At 64.8% G+C, this 22,287-nt stretch carries 21 protein-coding genes; 15 read left to right on the top strand and 6 right to left on the bottom strand.

All coding sequences use genetic code 11. The annotated features are described in order from the left end of the window. The first annotated feature begins 18 nt into the window (after window positions 1–18). The 4 genes from H5P29_RS25455 to H5P29_RS25440 all read left to right on the top strand — a co-directional run bounded on the left by H5P29_RS25455 (window position 19) and on the right by H5P29_RS25440 (window position 5,973). A complete protein-coding gene (locus H5P29_RS25455) occupies window positions 19–3,069 on the top strand; it encodes an aminotransferase class III-fold pyridoxal phosphate-dependent enzyme (RefSeq protein WP_154386798.1) in 3,051 nt (1,016 codons plus the stop codon). A gap of 119 nt (window positions 3,070–3,188) precedes the next feature. Continuing rightward, window positions 3,189–4,205 carry an amino acid ABC transporter substrate-binding protein gene (locus H5P29_RS25450; protein ID WP_154386797.1) on the top strand — a complete coding sequence of 339 codons (1,017 nt, stop codon included), beginning with the start codon at window positions 3,189–3,191 and terminating at the stop codon, window positions 4,203–4,205. A gap of 143 nt (window positions 4,206–4,348) precedes the next feature. Further along, complete coding sequence (locus tag H5P29_RS25445; protein ID WP_154386796.1) at window positions 4,349–4,936, top strand: NUDIX domain-containing protein; 588 nt, start codon at window positions 4,349–4,351, stop codon at window positions 4,934–4,936. A gap of 5 nt (window positions 4,937–4,941) precedes the next feature. Then, complete coding sequence (locus H5P29_RS25440; protein ID WP_154386795.1) at window positions 4,942–5,973, top strand: P1 family peptidase; 1,032 nt, start codon at window positions 4,942–4,944, stop codon at window positions 5,971–5,973. Between the two features lie 15 nt (window positions 5,974–5,988). On the opposite strand, the gene H5P29_RS25435 is transcribed toward H5P29_RS25440, so the two are convergent. Both H5P29_RS25435 and H5P29_RS25430 read right to left on the bottom strand, forming a co-directional pair. After that, on the bottom strand, window positions 5,989–7,434 hold the full coding sequence (locus H5P29_RS25435) for an amidohydrolase family protein (RefSeq protein WP_154386794.1): 1,446 nt from the start codon (window positions 7,432–7,434) through the stop codon (window positions 5,989–5,991). Between the two features lie 85 nt (window positions 7,435–7,519). Further along, the gene (locus H5P29_RS25430; RefSeq protein ID WP_067964715.1) at window positions 7,520–8,209 is read right to left on the bottom strand and encodes a GntR family transcriptional regulator; all 690 of its coding nucleotides are present in this window, start codon (window positions 8,207–8,209) and stop codon (window positions 7,520–7,522) included. A 255-nt stretch (window positions 8,210–8,464) separates the two neighbouring features. Here H5P29_RS25430 and H5P29_RS25425 point away from each other — a divergent pair, with 255 nt between their 5' ends. After that, window positions 8,465–9,127 carry a flavin reductase family protein gene (locus H5P29_RS25425; protein ID WP_154386793.1) on the top strand — a complete coding sequence of 221 codons (663 nt, stop codon included), beginning with the start codon at window positions 8,465–8,467 and terminating at the stop codon, window positions 9,125–9,127. A 102-nt stretch (window positions 9,128–9,229) separates the two neighbouring features. Here the strand turns inward: H5P29_RS25425 and H5P29_RS25420 are convergent, their stop codons facing one another. After that, the gene (locus tag H5P29_RS25420) at window positions 9,230–9,673 is read right to left on the bottom strand and encodes a MarR family winged helix-turn-helix transcriptional regulator (protein ID WP_154386792.1); all 444 of its coding nucleotides are present in this window, start codon (window positions 9,671–9,673) and stop codon (window positions 9,230–9,232) included. A 175-nt stretch (window positions 9,674–9,848) separates the two neighbouring features. Here H5P29_RS25420 and H5P29_RS25415 point away from each other — a divergent pair, with 175 nt between their 5' ends. The 6 genes from H5P29_RS25415 to H5P29_RS25390 all read left to right on the top strand — a co-directional run bounded on the left by H5P29_RS25415 (window position 9,849) and on the right by H5P29_RS25390 (window position 15,091). Continuing rightward, the gene (locus H5P29_RS25415) at window positions 9,849–10,781 is read left to right on the top strand and encodes a LysR family transcriptional regulator (protein ID WP_067964709.1); all 933 of its coding nucleotides are present in this window, start codon (window positions 9,849–9,851) and stop codon (window positions 10,779–10,781) included. Between the two features lie 126 nt (window positions 10,782–10,907). Next, window positions 10,908–12,179 (top strand): Coenzyme F420 hydrogenase/dehydrogenase, beta subunit C-terminal domain, encoded by a 1,272-nt coding sequence (locus H5P29_RS25410; RefSeq protein WP_185910195.1) that lies wholly within the window; start codon window positions 10,908–10,910, stop codon window positions 12,177–12,179. Between the two features lie 23 nt (window positions 12,180–12,202). Beyond that, window positions 12,203–13,423 carry a PLP-dependent aminotransferase family protein gene (locus H5P29_RS25405; RefSeq protein ID WP_154386790.1) on the top strand — a complete coding sequence of 407 codons (1,221 nt, stop codon included), beginning with the start codon at window positions 12,203–12,205 and terminating at the stop codon, window positions 13,421–13,423. Continuing rightward, window positions 13,420–14,271, top strand: coding sequence for an SMP-30/gluconolactonase/LRE family protein (locus tag H5P29_RS25400; protein WP_154386789.1), 852 nt, complete (start codon window positions 13,420–13,422; stop codon window positions 14,269–14,271). Before H5P29_RS25405 ends, H5P29_RS25400 begins: the two co-directional genes overlap by 4 nt. Further along, window positions 14,268–14,672 (top strand): RidA family protein, encoded by a 405-nt coding sequence (locus H5P29_RS25395; protein WP_067964700.1) that lies wholly within the window; start codon window positions 14,268–14,270, stop codon window positions 14,670–14,672. Before H5P29_RS25400 ends, H5P29_RS25395 begins: the two co-directional genes overlap by 4 nt. 68 nt (window positions 14,673–14,740) lie before the next feature. Further along, window positions 14,741–15,091, top strand: coding sequence for an ArsC family reductase (locus H5P29_RS25390; RefSeq protein WP_067964698.1), 351 nt, complete (start codon window positions 14,741–14,743; stop codon window positions 15,089–15,091). A 54-nt stretch (window positions 15,092–15,145) separates the two neighbouring features. On the opposite strand, the gene H5P29_RS25385 is transcribed toward H5P29_RS25390, so the two are convergent. Continuing rightward, the gene (locus tag H5P29_RS25385; protein WP_246786998.1) at window positions 15,146–16,018 is read right to left on the bottom strand and encodes a LysR substrate-binding domain-containing protein; all 873 of its coding nucleotides are present in this window, start codon (window positions 16,016–16,018) and stop codon (window positions 15,146–15,148) included. 151 nt (window positions 16,019–16,169) lie between these two features. Here H5P29_RS25385 and H5P29_RS25380 point away from each other — a divergent pair, with 151 nt between their 5' ends. Beyond that, on the top strand, window positions 16,170–16,373 hold the full coding sequence (locus tag H5P29_RS25380) for a hypothetical protein (protein ID WP_067964694.1): 204 nt from the start codon (window positions 16,170–16,172) through the stop codon (window positions 16,371–16,373). Here H5P29_RS25380 and H5P29_RS25375 read toward each other — a convergent pair. Next, on the bottom strand, window positions 16,370–16,774 hold the full coding sequence (locus H5P29_RS25375; RefSeq protein ID WP_067964692.1) for an MAPEG family protein: 405 nt from the start codon (window positions 16,772–16,774) through the stop codon (window positions 16,370–16,372). The genes H5P29_RS25380 and H5P29_RS25375 overlap by 4 nt on opposite strands. Before the next feature lie 172 nt (window positions 16,775–16,946). Here H5P29_RS25375 and sbmA point away from each other — a divergent pair, with 172 nt between their 5' ends. Continuing rightward, window positions 16,947–18,221, top strand: coding sequence for a peptide antibiotic transporter SbmA (gene sbmA / locus H5P29_RS25370; protein ID WP_067964689.1), 1,275 nt, complete (start codon window positions 16,947–16,949; stop codon window positions 18,219–18,221). Between the two features lie 247 nt (window positions 18,222–18,468). Here sbmA and H5P29_RS25365 read toward each other — a convergent pair whose 3' ends face one another. After that, window positions 18,469–19,467 carry a polysaccharide deacetylase gene (locus tag H5P29_RS25365; protein ID WP_067964687.1) on the bottom strand — a complete coding sequence of 333 codons (999 nt, stop codon included), beginning with the start codon at window positions 19,465–19,467 and terminating at the stop codon, window positions 18,469–18,471. Window positions 19,468–20,038: 571 nt separating this feature from the next. On the opposite strand from H5P29_RS25365, the gene H5P29_RS25360 reads away from it, so the two are divergent. Both H5P29_RS25360 and der read left to right on the top strand, forming a co-directional pair. Next, a complete protein-coding gene (locus tag H5P29_RS25360; protein WP_067964684.1) occupies window positions 20,039–20,704 on the top strand; it encodes a tetratricopeptide repeat protein in 666 nt (221 codons plus the stop codon). 10 nt (window positions 20,705–20,714) lie between these two features. Next, a complete protein-coding gene (der, locus tag H5P29_RS25355) occupies window positions 20,715–22,151 on the top strand; it encodes a ribosome biogenesis GTPase Der (protein WP_154386788.1) in 1,437 nt (478 codons plus the stop codon). Window positions 22,152–22,287: the final 136 nt, after the last annotated feature.

Raw genomic sequence — 22,287 nt, 5'->3', positions numbered from 1 at the left:
AGCAATTCCGGATAGACCATGACCGACGTGACCCATCCCGCGCCTGCATTCTCCTTTGGCGAGGCCGCCGACCTGGCTTCGAGCCGGTTTGGCGTGAGTGGGCGCGTCGCAGCCCTCGACAGCGAGCGCGACCAGAACTTCAAGCTCTCGGCCGACGACGGCGCCCAGTGGATTCTCAAAATCATCAATGCCAGCGAGCCGGCCTCCGAAAGCGAATTTCAGGTCGCCTTGCTCGATCATCTCGCGCGCTCGGGCGTCGCCGCTCCCCGCCTCAAGCCGTCCGCCGACGGTGCGGCGCTCTCGGAAGCGACCGGTGCCTCGGGCGAGCGCCATGCGCTGCGGCTGGTGTCCTGGCTGCCGGGCCTGCCGCTGGCCGAAGCGGCGCGCACCCCGAAGCTGCTCGAAAATCTCGGCCGCGCGCTCGGCCGGCTCGACGGCGCGCTGCAGGGCTTCATCCATCCCGGCGCGATCAGGAGCTTCGACTGGGACATCCGCCAGGCCGGCGCCGCGCGCCAACGCCTGCACCATGTTCCCGATGTCGCCGACCGCGCGCTTTTGCGCGGCCTGCTCGACCATTTCGACGTCGCCGTGGCACCCCGTCTCGCCGGTTTGCGTGCCCAGGTCATCCACAATGACGCCAATGACTGGAACGTGCTCGTCGATGAGGACGACCACGACCGGGTTGCCGGCATCATCGATTTCGGCGACGCGCTCCATTCGCCTGTGATCGCCGAAGTCGCGGTCGCCTGCGCCTATTCGATCCTCGATGTCTCGGACCCGATCGGCGCCGCGGCGACCCTGGCCGCCGGCTTCCATGCCGAATATCCGCTGCGCGAAGAAGAGCTCGATCTCCTGTTCGACCTCATTGCCATGCGCCTGGTCATCTCGGTCACGCTGTCGGCGCAGCGCAAGGACAAGACCGGCGACAATCCTTATCTCGCCATCTCGGAGGCGCCGGCCTGGCGGCTGCTGCGCCGCCTTGGCGCGATGAACCGCCGTTTCGCCACCGCCATCCTGCGCCACGCCTGCGGCTTCGACGCGGTATCAGGTGCCCGCGCCGTCACCGCCTGGATCGAGGCCAACAGGAAGAGTTTTGCACCGGTGCTCGATCGTCACCCGGCAACCCTGGTCAAGGCGCTGGTGCCCTATGGCGATCCGGCTCATCCGATGACGACCACTTCGGCCGGCCAGGAGCCCGACAAGGCCACCGCCTGGTGGGATGCCTGGTGCGCCGAGCACGGTGTCGAGCTCGGCATCGGCCCCTGGGGCGAGGCACGCACGGTCTACACCTCCGACATCTTCTGGTCGCGCTTCGTCGAAGGCGCCCGCCGGGTCCACCATCTCGGCCTCGACCTGTTTTTGCCGGCAGGCACCAAGGTCTACACGCCGCTTGCCGCCACGGTCAAAAGCGTCGAGATCGAGGAAGACCCGCTCGGTTATGGCTGCCTGATCGCGCTGGAGCACACGCCTGAAGGCTGCCCGCCCTTCGTCACGCTGTGGGGGCACATGGCGCATGAGGCGATGGCCCGCCTGAAGCCGGGCGAGACGCTCGAAGCCGGCGCGCTCGTCGGCGAAATGGGCGCACCGACCGAGAACGGCGGCTGGGCGCCGCATCTGCATTTCCAGATCTCGACCGACCCCGAACTCGCCGCTCGTGACATCCTCGGCGTCGGCGAGGCGCGTTATCTCGACGTCTGGGCCGAGCTGTTCCCGGATGCCGCAACGCTTGCCGGCATCCCGCCGGAGACCTTTCACCAGACCGGCCGCACCCGCCCCGAGATCGTCGCCGCGCGGAAAGCCTCGCTCTTGCCCAATCTGTCGATCTCCTATTCCGAGCCGATCAAGTTCGTGCGCGGCGATGGCGCCTGGCTGATCGATGACTGCGGCCGCGCCTATCTCGATTGCTTCAACAATGTCTGCCACCTCGGCCACGCCCATCCCGATGTCGTCGAGGCGATCGCCACCCAGGCAGCAAAACTCAACACCAACACGCGCTACCTGCACGACGCCATCGTCACTTATGCCGAGCGACTGACTGCGACCTTGCCCGAGGGCCTGTCGGTCGCCTCCTTCGCCTGTTCCGGCAGCGAGGCCAATTCGCTTGCGCTGCGCATGTCGCGCACCTTGACCGGCAGCGACGACGCGCTGGTCCTCGATTGGGCCTATCATGGCACCACCCAGGAGCTGATCGACCTCAGTCCCTATAAATACAAACGCAAGGGCGGCAAGGGCCGGCCGGCCCATGTCTTCGAGGCAACCATCCCCGACAGCTACCACGCGCCGGATGATTGGCCGGTCGAAGAGCATGCCAGGCGTTTCGCCGAAAGCATCGCCGAGCAGATCGAGACGATGCGCACAAAGGGTCGCGCGCCGGCCTTCTTCATCGCCGAAACCATCCCCAGCGTCGCCGGCCAGGTGTTTCTCCCCGAGGGATATCTCAAGGAAGTCTACGCCATGGTCCGTGCCGCCGGCGGCTTCTGCATCGCCGACGAAGTACAGGTCGGCTTCGGCCGTGTCGGCAGCCACTGGTGGGCCTTCGAGACGCAAGGCGTTACCCCCGACATCGTCACCATGGGCAAGCCGATCGGCAACGGCCACCCGATGTCGGCATTGGTCACCACGCGCGAGATCGCCGACCGCTTCAACAACGGCATGGAATATTTCAACACCTTCGGCGGCAACCCGGTGTCCTGTGCCGCAGGCCTCGCCGTGCTCGACGTCATCGAGCGCGATCGCCTGCGCGACAATGCCGCCGATGTCGGGGCCTATCTCGTCGCGCGCTTCAGGGAGATGCAGCAGCGCTACGAGGTCATCGGCGACGTCAGGGGTCAGGGGCTGTTCCTCGGCGTCGAGCTGGTCACCGACCGCAAGACCAAGGCGCCGGCGACCGCCTTCGCCCGCAAGGTCAATGACGGCGCCCGCGCTCGTGGCGTCTTGATCGGCACCGAGGGCCCACACGACAATGTGCTCAAGATGCGTCCGCCGATGATCTTCAGCCGCGCCGATGCCGACCATCTCGTCGGCGTGCTCGAGGAGGCGTTCGCTGCGGCGTCAGTCGAAGGCGCATAGCTCAGGACCCGCGCGGAAAATCTCGCGCGGAGGGAATTAACGACAGGGGAATTCACCGACTTCCGGCGCCATCGCGCCGGCGGCAAGCAGAGGCTTTGCCTCAACACCAGAGGGAGGAAATGATGAGGACAATTTTTGCAACGGCACTATTGCTGGGCTCGGCCGCGATGACCATTCCGGCAGCGGCCGACACCTTCGACATCGTCAAGCAGCGTGACAAGCTCACCTGCGGCGTCAGCCAGGGCGTCGCCGGTTTCTCGGCGCCCGACGATGCCGGCAAATGGTCAGGCTTCGACATCGACTTCTGTCGCGCCGTAGCCGCCGCCGTGCTCGGCGATCCGGAGAAGGTCAGCTACGTGCCGCTGTCGACCAAGGAGCGTTTCACCGCGCTGCAGTCCGGTGGTGTCGACGTGCTGTCGCGCCAGACCACCTGGACGCTGTCGCGCGATTCCAGCCTCGGCATTCGTTTCGTCGGCACCGCCTATTATGACGGCCAGGGCTTCATGATCCGCAAGGCTCTTGGCGTCGACAGTGCGCTCAAGCTCGATGGCGCCACCGTCTGTACCGAGCAGGGCACGACCACCGAGCAGAACGTCGCCGACTACTTCTCCACCCACAAGATGAAATACGAGCCGGTGGTCATCGATTCCGCCGACGGCATCATCAAGGCCTTCGACACCGGCCGTTGCGACGTCTACACGACGGATGCCTCGGCACTCTATGCCCAGCGGCTGAAGCTTACCGATCCGGCTGCCTATGTCGTCCTGCCGGAGATCATCTCCAAGGAGCCGCTCGGGCCTGCCGTTCGACAGGGCGACGACAAGTGGTTCAACATCGTGCGCTGGACGCTGTTCGCGCTGCTCGAAGCCGAGGAGCTCGGCATCACCAAGGACAATGCCGAAGCCGGCCTGTCCTCGGATAATCCTGCCATAAAGCGCTTCCTCGGCGCTGAGGGTGACAGCGGCCAGCAGCTCGGTCTCGATCCGCGTTGGAGCTACAACATTATCTCCAAGGTCGGCAATTTCGGCGAGATCTTCGAGCGCAATCTCGGCCAGTCGAGCGAGCTCAAGATCGACCGCGGCATCAACGCCTTGTGGAATGCCGGCGGCCTGATGTACGCCCCGCCGGTCCGCTGATCGCTTTCCTCCCCCGGGGTCGCGCGTCAGCGCTGCCCCTTATCTTCCCGCCAGAATTTCCAGGTCGCGCGTCAGCGCGGCCCCGCCTATGCTGCCTCGCGAGATTCCCGGCGCGTTCGTCGGGCCGCAGCATAGGTGCATTGATGAGCATAGCCGATCGCGTTCGCGTCAAGGATGTCAAAGTCCTGTCCGATGACTGGTATCTGTTGAAGAAGACGGTCTTCGAGTATCGCCGCAATGATGGCGAATGGCAGCTCCAGAGCCGCGAGACCTACGATCGTGGCAACGGCGCCACCATCCTGCTCTATGATTCCGTCCGCCGCACTGTAGTTCTCGTCAAGCAGTTCCGCTACCCGGCTTTCGTCAGTGGCTACGATGACATGCTGATCGAGACGCCGGCAGGCCTGCTCGACAATGCCAGCCCGGAGGAGCGCATTCGGGCCGAGACCGAGGAAGAAACGGGCTTCCGCGTCCGCGACGTCCGCCGCGTCTTCGAGGCCTTCATGAGCCCCGGCGCCGTCACTGAGCGGATCTACTTCTTCGTCGGCCGCTACGAGCCCGGCGACCGCATCTCCGAAGGCGGCGGCCACGAAGTCGAGGGTGAGGACATCGAGGTGCTGGAGATCGGCATCGATGAGGCGCTCGCCATGGTTGCCGACGGCCGCATCTGCGACGCCAAGACCATCATGCTGCTGCAATACGCAGCCCTTCACCTCTTGCGCGGAGCCTAGCGCCGATGTCGACCATCGCCCGCGAGCTCGGCATCTCCTTCGGCACGTCGCCGACCGGACCGCTCAACGCCATCACCGACGTTTCAGGCGTGGCCATCGGCCATCGCACCATTCGCTCGGGCGACCTCAACACCGGCGTGAGCGCGGTCCTGCCCCATGGCGGTAACATGTACCGCAATAAGGTGTTGGCCGCCTGCGATGTCATCAACGGCTTCGGCAAGAGCACCGGCCTGATGCAGGTCGACGAGCTCGGTTCGATCGAGACGCCGATCCTGCTCACCAACACCTTCGGCGTCGGCACCTGCGCCAACGCGCTGATCCGCGCGGCGGTTCTGGAGAATCCGGACATCGGCCGCGAGACGTCGACGGTCAATCCCGTGGTCATGGAGTGCAATGACGGCCATCTCAGCGACATCCAGGCGCTCGCCGTCACCGAGGACGATGCCCGCGCAGCGCTTGCAACAGCCGCGTCCGGGCCGGTTGCCGAAGGCAATGTCGGCGCCGGCACTGGCATGAGCTGCTTCGGTTTCAAGGGTGGCATCGGCACTGCCTCGCGCCGCATCGAGTTGGCCGGCAGCGCGCATCATGTCGGCGTGCTGGTGCTGACCAATTTCGGCCGCGCCGGCGATCTGATTTTGCCGGATGGACGTCGCCCCGACCCCCGTTCCAAGGCAGAGGCGGAAAAAGGCTCGGTCATCGTCATCCTCGCCACCGACATCGCGCTGGAACACCGACAGCTCAAGCGCGTCGTCCGCCGCTGCGGTGCAGGCTTGGCAAGGCTGGGCGCCTATTGGGGGCATGGCAGCGGCGACATTGCGCTCGGCTTCTCGACCGCCCGGACCTTCGACCATGACGAGCGTGCCGACTTCGTTTCCGTCTCCGCCCTCAACGAAAACCGCATCGATCGCCTGTTCCGCGCCGCGGCCGAAGCAACCGAGGAGGCCGTGGTGAACTCGATGTGTGCAGCCGAGGTCATGCATGGCCGCGCCGGGCATGTCAGGCCGTCGCTGGCGGATTGGTTGCGAGGGCGAGGTTAGTTGCTAGGCTGAGGCTCAGAGCGGCAGCGGCTGACGCGCGTTGCGCCAGAACTCCTCAGGTTCTTCCAGCAGATGTGTCAGCCCGACACGCTCGAAGGCGAGTATCGCCTGCTCGGCGGCATCGGCGAGGATGTCCTCGGCGTCGAGATGGTCGGTCCTGCGGCTGCGCATCAACACCTTGCCGTTGACGATGACGGTGTCGACGTCGGCGGCGTTGGCGAAATGGGCGATGCGCGTCACCGGCATGACGGGCGGGTAGAGATGCGGCTTGCGCATGTCGACCAGCACGATGTCGGCCTTCTTGCCGGGCTCCAGCGACCCCAGTTCCTTTTCCAGGCCAAGCGCCCTGGCAGCGTCGATCGTTGCCATCTCGATGGTCTTGCCGGGCGGCAGATAGGCCGGGTCGCGGAAATGGCGGCGGTGGTAGTGCATGCACTGCGCCATGTGGCGGAACATGTCGTAGCCGCGGTCGGGGGCGGCCGCGTCCGAACCCAGGCAGACCGTGATGCCAGCCTCGAGCAGCTCCGGCACCGGGCAGCGGCCATAGACCGACATGATGGCGCTCGGATTGTGGATGATCGACGCGCCTGTCTCCTTCAGTGCTGCAAAATCTTCCTCGGTGAGGTCGACGCTATGACCCAGAAGCGCGAACTCACCGAGGACACCAAGATCGCGCGCCAGCGCGATCGACCCGTCGCGGTGGCCGTCCTGGGTGAACAGCACGCCCTTGCGACGGCGCAGATCCATGACCGCTTCGCCCATCTCGACGACCTGCCGTCGGGCATCGGCATCCGCCACCTGGGCGGCATAATAGACCGGCATGACAAGGCACACGCCGGTGCCGCGGCCGAGCAGGTCGTTCCAGCGATCGATCAGGATTTCGCTGACCTCGAGCTGGCGCTCGAAGCCGACGGATACGTCGCGCGCCTGACCGGTCTCCGAGAACTGGCGGTAGTTTTTCGGGAAGGGCGTCCGGCCGGGGCCGACGGCCATGAAGGTGCGCAGCCCGGATTCGGCGGTCGCACCGCAATGCGCGTCGCCATAGATGGGATCGTCGGTGCGGTAGATATCGGCGCCGCCGCCGAGCAGCGTCATACCGGTGGTGATGCCGCCACGCAGGCGTTCGAGCTGGGTCATGCGCGCCTCGGCGCGCCAGAAGTCCGGCGTCGAGCCGCGCGCGTAGATCTCCTCGCAGGCGTCGAACCAGCTGTCGAGCCCGGCGCCGGCATTGCGCACCAGCCCGTGGCCGGCATGCGAATGGCTGTCGATCAAGCCGGGCATCGCCACCATGCCTGTGCCGTCGATGATGTCCCTGGCGCCGACAGGCTCGGCGTCGCCGTCGCCACCGATGGCGCTGATGCGGTCGCCGGTGACAGCGATCCAGGCGCGGTCGATCACCCGGCGTTCCGGGTCGACGGTGATCGCCGTCACGTTGCGGACGAGGATGTCTGGCTGCGTCATGTCACTGCTTTCCAAAAGTCGGCGGGCGAAATCGCATGGTTGCGGAAGTCCGAGCCGGACTTCCGCAAGCCATGTCAAACCGGGGCTACAGCCCCAGAATGTCTTCTAGGTCACGCGCGAGCACGCGTTCGCTTTCGAGATCGAGCTGGTTTTCGATATGGGCGAGGTGGTGGTGCATGACGGCAAGTGCCTCCTTGGCGTCGCGCGCGGTGATGCTCTGCACGATCGCCGCATGCTCGTCGGGGCCGCAGTTCTGGATTTCCTTCTGCTGGTACATCGCCATGATCAGCGACGTCCGCGAAACCAGATCGCGCAGCAGGGTGGCGAGGATCTGCGATTGCGCCAACTCGGCGATCAGCATGTGGAACGCGCCCGAAAGCCTTATCGCCTCGGCGGTGTCGCCATCCTGGTGGGCCTTGCGTTCCTGGTCGACATGCTCGCGCAGCCGGGCCATGCCGGCGGCGTCGATGGTGGCGCACAGCCGCTCGACCAGACGCTCCTCGATGGTGCGGCGGGCGAAGAACACGTCGCGCGCTTCCTCGATCGACGGTTTGGATACGAACGCACCGCGATTGGGAACCAGTGTGATCAGGCCGTCGCGGGCGAGGTTCTGCAGCACATGGCGGATGCGTGCCCGGCTGGCGCCGAAGATGTCGGCAAGCTGCTCTTCTTTCAGCCGCGTGCCGGGGCCGATCTGCCGCTCGGCGATGGCGCTCCAGATCTTCTCGTAGATTTCCTGATCGGTGGCATGCCGCATGCCTGCTTCAGCGTCCATCCAATCCTCCTCCCGTTCGTCCCGATATGCGGCTCCAACCTATTCAAACCTAAAAGCGCGGCAAGTCAACAAATCTGTCGACAACGATTGTTGACAATAATTGGATACGATGACAGCGTGCGATGGATGGAGCCGGGAACCGACCTGCTACATGGTGGCGCGGGTCTGCCGTCCGGAAAGGTGAGGCGCCGGTGCTTCGGGTGTATGATATCGGCACCCACCACATGCTGCGGATTGCGGTCTGAGGGAGAAAAAATGGATTTCGATTTCGCCGAGCTGCCCGAAATGGACCGCTACCGGCTGCTCACCAACTTCGTCGGACCGCGCCCCATCGCGCTGGTCACCACCATCGACGAGCATGGCTGCAACAACGCCGCGCCGATGAGCTTCTTCAACGTCTTCTCACATGAGCCGCCGCTGCTCATCCTCGGCATGCAGACCCGTCCTGATGGCACCGCCAAGGACACCGTCGCCAACATCCGCCGCTCCGGCGAGTTCGTCGTCCACATGGTCGACATGGCGATTGCCAGCGAGATGATCGTCACCGGCATCAACTTCCCCGCCGACGTCGACGAGATCGAGCTCGCCGGCCTGACCAGCACGCCGTCGAAAAAGGTCGCGGCACCCCGCATCGAGGAATCGCCCTGCGCCATGGAGTGCCGTGTGTCGCAGATCCTCGATTATGGCCGCCGCACCATCGTCATTGGCGACGTCGTGCAGATGTATGTTCGCGACGACTGCCTCGATGAGCGCGGCCGCTATGTCCGGCCCGAGGTCTACCAGCCGATCGCCCGTCTCCACGCCGACAACTACATCGTTGCCGCCGACCAGTTCGTGCTCAAGCGCCCGGCCGAGCTTTTTCCTCAAGAGGAAAAAGCCGCCAATGCCGCCCCGAAGTCGGAAAAGGTCATCGGCTGAGGCTAGAGCCTTGTCGGCCCACCCGCTCCACCGCAAGGCGTAAGCCCCCGACGACCTTGCATGGGAAGGGCGCTCGTTTCGGGCGCCCTTTCTGTTTGGGCGTCAGTCCACGGCCGCCGCGCCGATGTTCTCGCTCAGCACGCGCAGCACGCGGGTCGCGCTTTCGATGTCGGCGTCGTCAACACCGGTAAGCACCAGGCAGCGCAGCTCGGCGACGTCGGCGAACATGCTGTCGGCCTCGCGCCGCGCCGTCGGCGTCAGAAAGATGCGCTTGGTGCGCCGGTCGCCGTCGGTGGTGCAGCGCACCACCAGCCCCTTCTTCTCCAGCCCGTCGATGAGCCCGACCAGCGAGGGCTGCTCGATCTGCATCTGCTCTGCCAGCTCGGCCTGCGTCTTGCCCTCGCATTTGGCGATCTGCATCATCAGTCGGGCGCGCGCCAGCGTCAGGCCGCGCTCCTTCACCCGCGCGTCGAACATCGTCCTGAGCTTGCGGTTGACCTTCAGCAATTCGTCAAAAAACGCGCTCTTCAGCTCGGCGCTGCTCATGTCGATCCCCCTTTTGTTCTTTTGATTATCATTAGATACCTATGTAATTCGCGGCAATATCTCCGGCAAGAACCATCCTCCTAGTCCCTTCGGACGAGGCTGCGGCTTCGATCAGCGTAGGTAATGTCCATTCTCGCCAATGGAGCGGCGCAGCCGGGGATGGAGGAGGTGGGGTGTGGTCCTGCGCAATCTGGCAAAGCTCGACCTCAACCTGTTGCATGTCTTCGAGGCCGTCTACGGCGAGGCCAGCATCACCCGTGCCGCCGAAACGCTCAACGTCACCCAGCCCGCCGTTTCCAACAGCCTGGCGCGCCTGCGCGACATCTTCGGCGACCAGCTGTTCGTCCGTGCCCGGCAGGGCATCGCGCCGACGCCGCTCGCCGAAACGCTGATCGGCCCTGTCCGTGAAGCGCTCACCGCGCTCGATCGCACGCTCGCACGGCACGAGCGCTTCGACCCGCTCGCCTCCGAGCGAATCGTCTCCTTCAGCATGAGCGACTATGCCGAGGCGGTCGTGCTGGCGCCGTTTGTCGGCGAGTTGAACCGGCTGGGCTCGAGGCTGACGGTGCGCAACCGCTTCCTTGCCGAGCGCGACCTGTTTCCCGGCCTGGCCTCGGGCGAGATCGACTTCGCCGTCGAGTCGCATCCGCTGGCCGAGGATGGTTTCGGCCAGCGCCTGCTTTTCAGTGACGAATTCGTCTGTGTCATGCGCCGGGGCCATCCGGCGGCGACCGAACCCTTCACCATCGAGCGCTACATGGCGCTCAGCCACCTGCACATCTCCAATCGCCCGCGCTTTGCCAATCTGGTCGACGGCGCGCTGGCCCGGATGAAGCTGAAGCGGCAGGTGGCGGTGCATCTCGAACATTGCCTGGCCGCTGCCGCCATCCTGTCGCGCAGCGACCTCTGCCTCACAATTCCGACCTCCTTCGTCCGGCACTTCCTGCCCGAAGATGGTTTCGTTGCGCTGCCCCGGCCTTTCCGCATGCCGCCGCTTCAGACCTGGCTCTACTGGCACCCGGCCTCTGAAGGCAGCCCGGCGCATGATTGGGTTCGCGGCGTGCTCGACGATTGTTTTCCGGACGCCTGCCGGGATCACTCAGGCTGATGTCGGTCATTCGGATTGGCAATTTGCCCGGGCAAACACCGCCGACCTATAACTTGAGCCAACAGCTGAGATCGAAAACCTGTCGCTGGGGCGATGGCCGCGAGGCTGTCGCCGGGAGGATGGCGCATGCGTGCTGCGGCAAGCATCGAGGAGATTGTTGAGCGTGGGCTTTGCACCGGCTGCGGCGCTTGCGCGAGCCTGCTCGGAGGCGACGCCCTGCGCATGGATATGTCGCCTGAAGGCTTCATGCGGCCGCGCGGCCAGCGCCCGCTCGACAAGGGCGAGCAGCAGGCGGTGCTGGAGATATGTGCCGGGCGCGCGCAGCAGGGCGCGGCACCAGCCAAGGCCAAGCCGCACCGCATTTTCGGCGCGATGCTGCATCTCGCCAAGGGCCATGCGACCGACAAGGAGATTCGCTTCAGGAGCGCCACCGGCGGCGTGCTCACCGCGCTCGCGGTCTATCTGGTCGAAAGCGGCGAGGTCGACGGCGTGTTGCAGACCGGCGTCGCAAGCGACAACCCGCTGCACAACGAACCGAGGTTCAACACCACGCGCGAGCAGATCGTTGCCTCGTCGGGCTCCCGCTACGGGCCGTCGGCGCCGCTGAAGGACATCGCAGCGCTGCTCGACAGCGGCCGCCGCTTCGCGTTCGTCGGCAAGCCCTGCGACGTCGCCACCTTGCGCAACCTGGCGCTTGTCGATCCGCGCGTCGACCTGCAGATCCCCTACATGCTGGCGATGGTCTGCGGCGGCAATCCCAGCATTGCCGCCACCTACAACATCGTCAGGCGCTTCGGCGAGGACCACCGCGACGTCGACGAGTTCCGCTATCGCGGCCATGGCTGGCCCGGTCCGACCTATCTGCACACGCGGCAGGGCAGGGCGCACAGCCAGAGTTATGACGAGACATGGTTCTCTAATCTCACCTACGAGCTGATGTTCCGCTGCAAGATCTGCGCTGACGGCACAGGCGAGCACGCCGACGTCGTCGCCGGCGATTGCTGGGTCATGGAGGATGGCAAGCCGAGCCATCGCGAGGCCGGCGACGGCTGGAACATGCACATTGCCCGAACCGTACGCGGCAGGCAGTTGATCGAGGATGCGCTCGTCGCCGGCTACATCCATGAGGAGGCGTTCTCCGTTGCCGAACTCGAAGCCATGCATGACGACCACGGCACCAAGAAGCGCTCGGTGCTGTGGCGGCTCGCCGGTCTCGCCCTGACCGGTCAGCCATTCCCCTGTTATGGCGGGCTGCGGGTGGTCCAGGCCGGCCTTGCCGCCAGCTGGCGCGAACGCTGGGCAGCCTTCCGCGGCACGCTCGCCCGCTCGCTCAAGCGCCGCAACCGCGAGAGCCCGATCACCTCGGGGACCTTCGTCCCGGACACCAAGACAAGCTGACAACGATCATCAAGGAGGAAACAATGTCTGTCGATCATCTGCGCGCCAAGCTCTCCGGTTCCGGGCCGGCGCTGTTTTTCCCGGATCCCGAAGTGCCGGCGATCTTCAATTTCGACCAGGGACTGGCAGCGCCCGAGACGTTTCCCACCGAGGACCTCGTTCGCCTCGCCCGCAAGGCGCTCGACGAGCACGGCGCCAAGGTGCTCGACTATTTCGACCCGGCCACCGGCTATGAGGAGCTGGTCTTCGGCTTCAAGGGCTTGCGCAAGGAGATCGCTGACCGCATTGAACGCACCCAGGGCAAGCAGCTCGGCACTCTTGGCGTCATCCTGACCTCGGGTTCGGTGCAGGGCATCGCCCTTGCCGCCAATGGCTACGTCAATCCGGGCGACGTCGTCGTCGCCGAGGCGGCGTCCTTCCCTTATGCGTTGCGCTTCATGCAGATGGCCGGCGGCGACCTGCGCACAGTGCCGGTCGACGACCACGGCATGGACATCGACAAGCTCGAAGCCTTGCTGAAAAAAGTCAAAGCCGAGGGCAAGAAGGTCAAGGTCGTCTACACCATCCCGACCTTCCAGACGCCAACCTGCACCGAGATGTCGGTGCCGCGCCGCAAGCAACTGCTCAAGCTCGCCAGCGAACATGACTTTCTCATCATCGAGGACAATGTCTATGGCGACCTGCGTTTCGCCGGCGAGGAATTGCCGACGCTGCTCAGCCTCGACACCGACGAGCGCGTCATCCAGTGCGGCAGCTTCTCCAAGATCGTCGCTCCCGCACTGCGGCTCGGCTGGATCGCCGGTCCGGCTGCCGCCATCGAACCCATCGCCGCCGTGCGCCAGGATCTCGGCGTCGGTCAGTGGCATGCCCGCGTCATGACATCCTATATCTCGGAAGGCTTGCTCGACGAGCATATCGCCGAAGTCAACAAGGTTTACAAAAGCAAGGCCGAGACGGCAGCGGGCGCCGTGCGCGACCATTGCGGCAACTACGTCACCTTCCGCATGCCGCAGGGCTCGTTCTATCTCTGGCTCGAAATCGACGAGCGCGTCGACTGGCAGCGCGCCGCCGAGCTTTCGGCGAGGGAAGGCATCTTCTTCCGCCCCGGCGAACGTTTCATGGGCGAGAGCGACGGCCGCCAGTTCCTGCGCCTTGCCTACAGCCATGTTAGCGAAGACATCATCGAGCGCGGCATCAAGAAGCTCGGCGAAATCCTCAGCGCTTGCGCCCGGGTTCCGGCATGACGATGGTTGTGCGCACGATCGCGGAGGGATTTGTCTATCCCGAATGCCCCCGCTGGCATGACGGCCAGTTGTGGTTCGCCGACCAGCATGACGGCCTCGTCCACGTCCTGGATGCCGCCGGAATCAGGTGCGACAGCTTCGCCGTTCCCGGCGGCCCATCCGGCATGGGCTGGCTGCCGGACGGCGACCTGCTCGTCGTCTCGATGAACGACCGTAAGCTGTTCCGACGGCTTGGCGACGGCAAACTCGTGCTTCATGCCGATCTCGCCGGCGTCCACCCGTTCCATTCCAACGACATGGTCGTCGACGGTGAAGGCCGCGCCTATGTCGGCAACATCGGCTTCGACTTCTACGCCGGCCAGCCCCCGGCGCCGACGGTGCTGGCCGCTGTCGCGCCGGATGGCTCCATCAGTGTTGCCGCGGACGACCTGATGTGCCCCAACGGTGCGGTGATTTCACCTGACGGTCGCACGCTCGTCATCGCCGAGTCGATGGCCGCCCGTCTCACCGCCTTCGACATGTCAGCCGACGGCAGCCTGTCCAACCGCCGGCTGTTCGCTGCGATCGACGGCCATGTGCCCGACGGCATCTGCCTCGACTCCGAGGGGCACATCTGGGCTGCATCGCCTTACGAAAAGATGGTGCTGCGCATCAGTCCGGCTGGCGAGATCGTTGAGCGGGTCGTCATCCCTGATGCCAACCCCTATGCCTGCATGCTCGGTGGGGCCGACGGTCGCGACCTCTACATCTGTATTGCCCCGCACCACGACCCTGAGATGACGGTGAAGCTGAGGGGAGGGCGCATCGATGTCGTCCGCGCGCCAGCATCGGGAGCAGGACGGCCATGAGCAACGTCGAACGTCTCAATCCTCCAGGCATGGCCTTCCCCGGCATGAGCCAGGCCGTCGGCTGCGGCGACTTCGTACTCGTGTCCGGGCAGGTGGCGCTGAAGGACAAGCAGATCATCGCGGTCGGCGATCCCGCCGGGCAGACCGAGCAGGTGTTCCGCAACATCGAAGCGGTGCTGGCCGAGGCGGGGCTGACGCTCGCCCATGTCGTCTCGCTGCGCTGCTACCTGACCAGTGCCGAAGCCTACCAGGCCTATGCCGTGGTCAAGAACCGCATCTTCGCCGACAATCCGCCGGCCGCCTCCGCCATGGTCGTCACCGCGCTCGTCCTGCCCGAGATCATGGTCGAAGTCGAGGCGGTCGCCTGGCGCCACGCGCTTGCCAAAGCTGCCGAGGTGTAGAACCTAGCCGGACCTGAAACTGGCCGAGTCGGGTCCGCCCGGCCGGCCGCGCTTGCGGAGGCCCGGTCTTGTCGATCAAAATGTACGGCATCAAGAATTGCGACACGATCAAGAAGGCCCGGACCTGGCTCGAAGGTCACGGCGTCGCCTACGACTTCCATGACTACAAGGCCTCGGGCATCGACCGCAAAAGCCTGGAGAGCTGGGTCAAGGAATTCGGCTGGGAGACCGTGCTCAACCGCGCCGGCACCACCTTCAAGAAGCTGCCCGACGCTGAGAAGGAAGGCCTCGACGCCGAAAAGGCGATCACCCTGATGCACGCCCAGCCATCGATGATCAAGCGCCCGATGCTCGACCTCGGCAGCCACCGCCTCGTCGGCTTCAAGCCCGAGGCCTACGAGGCCGCGGTCCCGAAGTGAGGCCTTCCGAGATCTGGTCGCCAGGCCGCAGTCGCACGCCCAAATTCGGCCCGGCTACTCCGCCCGCGTGCCGAATCTTGCCATCGTCGTTGCCACTTCCTCGCGCAGCCATGTCGAGAAGTCGCGCAGCTTGCGGCCGGGGCGCTCCAGCTTCGAGCTGACGAGGTAATAGCCGAGTCCGCTGGCGACCGTGATGCCGAACGGCGCCACCAGCCTTCCGTCGGCAAGTGCATCGGCCGACAGCAACTGCCAGGCCAGCGCCACGCCCTGTCCGCCCACCGCCGCGTCGATACCGAGGATCGGGTCGGTGAAGGACGGCCCCGCCCGTTGCACAGGAAACGGCTTTGCCAGCCCCGCCGCCTCGAACCAGCGCTCCCAGCTGATCATCGTGCTCTCGTCGGCGATGACGGGCAGATGCGTGAGATCGGCCGGCTCCTTGAGCTTTGCGGCCAGCGCCGGCGCGCAGACCGGAAACACCTCCTGCGCCAGTAAAAGCTCCGCCCGCACATCGGGCCATGTGCCGTCGCCCATGCGGATGGCGAGGTCGACGTCGGAATGGTCGAGATCGACAAGCCCGGTCGAGGCGTCGATCCTGAGCTTGATTTCGGGATGGCGCTGGTTGAAGCGGTTGAGCCGCGGCACCAGGAAGCGCGAGGCAAAAGCCGGTGCCACCGACACCACCAGCACGTTGCTTACCGCCTCGTCGGCCAGCGCCACCGCGCGGCCCAGCTCCTGAAAGCCGGTCGTAAGCCGCGCACAAAACTCCGCTCCGAAGGCAGTCAGCGCCAGTCCCGCGCCGGTGCGCTGGAAGATGGCACGGCCAAGCTGCGCCTCGGTGCGGCCGATCTGCTGGCTGACCGCGCTGGCCGATACGCCGAGCTCCTCTGCCGCCTTGACCAGCGAACCGCAGCGCGCGACGCTCTCCACCGCGCGGAGCCCGTTGAGATGGACGCGATTGAGAACGCGATTGAGTGCCCGACTTGAGATTTTCTAAACTCCGGCTTCGGCATTTCTTGATTGTAGCGTCAGCGTTTGTAGCGAAAATAGCGTGAAAGGATCAACGCCCAGGAGAAGTCAGATGAAGATTTTCTCAAGCCTCGCCACCCTGCTTCAAGTCAAGCATGACAACCACGGCATCGACAGCGAGCGTTTCCTCGCCTGGCTGCGCGATCCGCTCTCCCATCCTGACATCGCCCGCATGGACGAGCGCGAGCTCGCCGATCTGCCGCTCGGCCGCGGTTTCCGGCCTGCTTTGCCGGTACCGGGCGAGTGCCGCGCCTAGAGCAGAAGGAGGGCGTGGCCGAGCACGCCGAGAGTTGCCGCGCCAAGCGTCAGCACGCTGAGCCCGAAGCCCGTCGCCCGCTGCCACTGCGCCGCCTCGGCATGGCTGAAATGCCAGGCATGCAGCGTGCGGCCGACGGTGAAGGCAGCACCCAGCAGATGGATCGCCAGGACGGGCGCGCCGAGCGCTGCCGCAAATCCCAGCAGCACCAGCATCACGGGGATGTTCTCGATGGCGTTGGCATGGCCGCGCATCGTACGGCGGAGATGCGCCACCCCGCCGTCGCCGATAACCACCATGTGCCTGCGCCGCACCAGCGCGGTTGCCATGGTCAGCCACAGCAATATCAGCGCGTTCAGGCCCGCATAGAGGCCGGCTGCGGCAAGGGCTGACTGGTTCATACGCTCCCCGAACTGTCTAGATGACCAAACTGTAATATTCCGGTGCGGAAAATCGCCACGATCCGGCTCGCATTGCAACAGGTGGTCGCCGCAGGGGATTCCCTTGTGCCACGAAGTGTGACTTCATGCGGCCAACAGGCAATGCCCCCGTCTCCGAAAGGAACCCGGAACCGTGTTCATATCGTTCTTCCCGCAGCCGAAGCTGTTCTTCACCTCGGCTGCGGCCTGGAGTCTGGTGCTTGTGCTGTTCTGGTTCTTCGGCGGGGCGCAGCTGGGCGCCGTATTCGGCCTGCCTCCGGCGGCGCCGGGCACGCCACCCATCATCGGCATCACGGTGTTCCTGTCGGCACCGTTCATCTGGTTCTACATCTACTATGTCGCCGGCGTCCTGCTCTTTTATGCCTTCTGGCGCTGGTATTCGCCCCATCCCTGGCAGCAATGGTCGATCCTCGTCACCTCGGTCATCCTGTTCCTGATCTACTTCAACGTTCAGGTCAGCGTCGCCGTGAACAACTGGTACGGCCCGTTCTTCGATTACGTCCAGGGCCTGATGGGCGGCACCACCAACTCGACCAATGCCGAGTTCTATGCCGGCGCGGCCAGCTTTGCCTGGCTGGCGCTGATCGGCATGAACGTTTCGGTCGTCAACGCCTATGTCGTGCAGCACTGGATCTTCCGCTGGCGCACCGCCATGAACGACTATTTCATGCAGAACTGGAGCAAGCTGCGCCACATCGAAGGCGCCTCGCAGCGTATTCAGGAAGACACCATGCGTTTCGCCCAGATCATGGAAGACCTGGGGTCCAGCTTCGTTGCGTCGATCATGACGCTGATCGCCTTCCTGCCTGTTCTGATCGAGTTGCAGAAGCACATCACCGAGCTGCCGATCATCGGCGCTGTCCCGCAGCCGCTCATCCTCGCCGCGATCGGCTGGTGTTTGCTCGGCACGCTGTCGGTCATGCTCGCAGGTGTGAAGCTGCCTGGCCTGCAGTTCCGCAACCAGCGCGTCGAGGCCGCCTACCGCAAGGAGCTGGTCTATGGCGAGGACCACGCCGAGCGTGCCCAGCCGGCGACGACCACCGAGCTTTTCACCAATGTGCGCAAGAACTACTTCCGGCTCTACGCCCACTACATCTACTTCAACGTCGTCCGTTACACCTACCTGCAGGCCGACAACATCTTCTCCTTCATCATCCTCGGTCCGTCGATCGTCGCGCACAAGATCACATTGGGCCCGATGAACCAGATCTCGAATGCCTTCGGCCGCGTGACCGGATCGCTGCAGTTCCTGCTCAATTCCTGGTCGACGATCGTCGAGCTGCAGTCGGTACACAAGCGTCTGCGCGCGTTTGAGGCGACGCTGTCGGGTGAAGCGCTGCCCGATATCGACCAGCGCTATCTCGACCGGAAGAAGACCGGCTCCGAACCGGAGAGCGAGCCGGCCTGAGTGCCGGCGCCCCGGCCAGCGCAATCGCCGGAGCCAGATATCGGCATTGGATCGCCGGAGGCAGTTATCGGCAAGTAGCTGAGGGGGCGCGTTATGCACCCTCTTGCGGCTTCGCTATCACGGCATGGCGACTCTGTTGATGCGAATGGTTTTTGGTCGCGCTGCATGGCGTTGATGACTGATCACGGCCATGTCCCAACGGGTAAGGGCGTAAGCTCGCGCGAGTGGGCCTACCCGCGCGTCCAGCTCACCCGCCGGTCTGCACCGGCACTGTATCCTTCTGCCGCCCGACATAGTCGGCATAGCTGATGCATTCGACATCCGCCTTCACGCAGACCTCGCCGGCGAAGCGCTCCAGCGCACGCCAATAGGCGCCGTCATTCATCAGCGTGAAGTGGAAGCCGATCTGCAACGGAATGCGGCCGCCTTCATATTGCGTGTCGAAGGCCTTGCGGAACGCGCCGTAGGCGCGGCTTTCGTATTTTGCCGCTTCCGCGGGCTTGTCGACGCCGCCGGAGTGGCGGACGAACAGATTGTAGTCCATGGCGATGATGCGTCGCTCCGAGGGGCCTTCAGGAATCTCCGGCAGGGCAAAATCCATCATCGAGCCGTCGAGCCTGGGTTCTTCCGGTCCGCGCGACACGCCGCTGGCATTGTAGGCAAAACCCCTGTCGCGAAGTGCTGCCGTCAGCCCCTTGCTGTCGGAGAGATAAGGCGCGCGAAAACCCTTCACCGATGCGGCGATCCTCGCCCAGCCATCCGGCTCGGGCGAGATGCCGTTGATCCTGTAGGCGTCGCGCATGATTGTCGAAAACGCGTCGAACTCCTTGGTCCACTCGGCCTTGCTCCACTTGCCGCCGTCGAAATGGCCGCAGGCGTGGCTGGCGATGTCGTGGCCCTCGGATGCGGCGAGGTTGATCTGCCCGAGGCGGTCGACAACCTCCTGTCTGGTCATGGCGAAGCCGACATTCGACTTGCCGGCCGACTTGCCGGGCGCCTGGTAGCTGCTGCGCGTCTCGCGCGACAACAAGAACACGCAGGACAGGAAATAGGTGAAGCGCGCCCCTGTCCGCGCCGCAAGCTCCCGGCTGCGCTGCCATTGCGCGAGGTCATGCGCGCCGTCGAACGAGATCAGCACGATCTGCGGCTTCTTGATGTCCTCGACCTTGGGCGCCGGCCCGGCCATCGCGGAGGACGCGACCAATGACGCGGATACGAAAGCACTGACTGGGAACGCTTTGGTCATGTCGAACTTCGATGCAATTTCGGGGGGCTTGTTCGGTATTGGGGCGAGATCAGCCGGTAGGGCCGAAATGTGGCATGGATGCGTCCCGCCGCCTATGCGTCCATTTGGACCAAGGAGCCGGGGTGATGGCTTCGGGCGCCAAATTCCACGGGCAAATCTCCACTGCCGCGCTCCGCCCCACCCCCCTCTGGCCTGCCGGGCGTTCGATGCTCGAAAAGCCAAGTAGTTGGCTTTTCGTCCGCTGCGCGGACCGCATCTCCCCCCCCCACACACACAAGGAGGGAGATTAGTCGCTCCGCCGGCGGCGCTCATCCCGCCGCTGCTACGGTGGTGATTGCCTGAGGCGTTGATGACGGCGTGATCTCCCTCCTTGTGGGGGAGATGGCCGGCAGGCCAGAGGGGGGTGCGAAGGAGCATGACGTCAAAGGTTGACTTCGCAAGGCACGACCGGCTCTCACTGCACGCGGAACCCGTATGAACCGAATTTCCGCCCCGCCCCCTTCCATGGCGGCGAAATTCCGCTAAAACGCAGGCTCAAACGGCCCCCGAGGGGCAGAGGTGATTGGACAGCATGTCGGACGACAGTTTCTTTCGTGAAGTAAACGAGGAAATTCGCCAGGAGAAGGCGAAGGCCCTGTGGGACAGCTATGGCCCCGCAGCCATCGTCGTTGCCGTGCTGATCGTTATCGGCACCGGCCTGTTCGTGGCCTGGGAATATTGGGTCGAGACCAAGGCCAACAGCTCCGGCGACCGCTTTTCGCAGGCGCTGACGCTCGCCAATTCCGGCAAGGCCGACGAGGCGCTTGCCGCATTCGATGCGCTCGAAAAGGACGGCTACGGCGCCTATCCACTGCTCGCCCGCATGCGTGCCGCCACCGTCCAGGCCAACAAGGGGGACTTCAAGGCGGCCATCGCCGGCTTCGACGAAGTGGCTGCCGACAGCTCGATCCCCAATGTCATTCGTGATGTCGCCCGCCTGCGTGCGGCACTGCTGCTCGTCGACAACGGCAGCTATGCCGATGTCTCCGGCCGCGTCGAAGCGCTGACCAACGACACCAACCCGCTGCGCCATTCGGCCCGCGAGGCGCTCGGCCTTGCCGCCTGGAAGGAAGGCAAGCTCGCCGACGCGCTCAAGCTGTTCGAGCAGATTTCCTCCGACGAAGGCGCGCCGCGCAATGCGCGTCAGCGCTCCAACCTCCTGGCCGAACTGATCCGCGGTTCCGGCAACGCGTCGTGATGCGGGCCCGATGGCTTTCAAGATCGCGATAATCGGCCGGCCCAACGTCGGCAAATCCACCCTTTTCAACCGCCTGGTTGGAAAGAAGATCGCCCTTGTCGACGACACGCCCGGCGTGACGCGCGACCGCCGTGTGCATGCGGCCAAGCTCTACGATCTCGTCTTCGATGTCATCGACACGGCCGGCTTCGAGGATGCGGGTGCGGCAACCCTCCAGGGCCGCATGCGGGCGCAGACCGAGATCGCCATCAAGGAAGCCGATCTCATCTTTTTCATGGTCGACGCCAAGGCGGGTCTCACGCCAGACGACCGAACCTTCGTTGAGATCGTGCGCCGTTCCAGCAAGCCGGTGGTGCTCGTCGCCAACAAATCCGAGGCGCGCGGTGCCCAGGGCGGCGCGCTCGAAGCGTGGGAGCTCGGCATCGGCGAACCGGTGCAGATCTCGGCCGAGCATGGTCTTGGCATGCCCGACCTGCGCGATGCCGTCGTCGAAGCCCTCGGCAAGGACGTCGTTTTCGCCGATGACGAGGACGAGACCGGCGACATCGCCGAAAGCGACGTGCTGATCGGCGAGGACATCGCCGATCCTGACGCCGAGGAGGCGCCCGCCTATGACGAGACCAAACCGCTGCGCATCGCCGTCGTCGGCCGGCCCAATGCCGGCAAGTCGACGCTGATCAATGCGCTGATCGGCGAGGAACGCCTGCTCACCGGGCCCGAGGCCGGCATCACCCGCGATTCGATCTCGGTCGACTGGGACTGGCAGGGTCGCAGCATCAAGATGTTCGATACGGCCGGTATGCGCCGCAAGGCCAAGGTCCAGGAAAAGCTCGAGAAGCTGTCGGTGCAGGACGGCCTGCGCGCCATCCGCTTTGCCGAGATCGTCATCATCGTGCTCGATGCGACGATTCCGTTCGAGAAGCAGGACCTGCAGATCGCCGACCTGATCATCCGCGAGGGCAGGGCGCCGGTCATCGCCTTCAACAAGTGGGATCTCATCGACAACCCGCAGGAGACGCTGGCCGAACTGCGCGAGAAGACCGAGCGGCTGTTGCCGCAGGCGCGTGGCCTGCAGGCAGTGCCGATGTCGGCGGAGACCGGCCGCGGGCTGGAAAAGCTGATGGACGCGGTGATGAAGACGCACCGGGTCTGGAACAGCCGTGTCTCGACCGGCAAGCTCAACCGCTGGCTCGAGGGCATCCTCGCCCATCATCCGCCGCCCGCCGTCGCCGGCCGCCGGCTCAAGATCAAGTACATCACCCAGGCAAAGACCCGGCCGCCTGGCTTCGTCCTGTCCTGCTCGCGCCCCGACGTGATACCGCAGTCCTATGTGCGCTATCTGGTCAACAACCTGCGCGACGCCTTCAACATGCCCGGCGTGCCGATCCGCATGGCGCTGCGCGCTTCTGACAACCCGTTCGCCGGGCGGGCCAAGAAAAAGAAATGAAACATCGAAGGGCTCGCGCAAGCGGGCCCTTTTTGCATTGCGCCCGCCCCTTGTTGCATTGCGCCAAGGTTGCGCCCGTTAACGCTCCATCAAGGTTAATGCATCATTTTCCTCTCCAGTAGGGTGTGTTGCGTCC

Source organism: Aminobacter sp. MDW-2 (genome assembly GCF_014250155.1).
In the GTDB taxonomy this organism is placed as follows: domain Bacteria; phylum Pseudomonadota; class Alphaproteobacteria; order Rhizobiales; family Rhizobiaceae; genus Aminobacter; species Aminobacter ciceronei.
The sequence above is the reverse complement of the archived record's forward strand: the minus strand, read 5'-3'. Positions and strand labels throughout refer to the sequence as shown.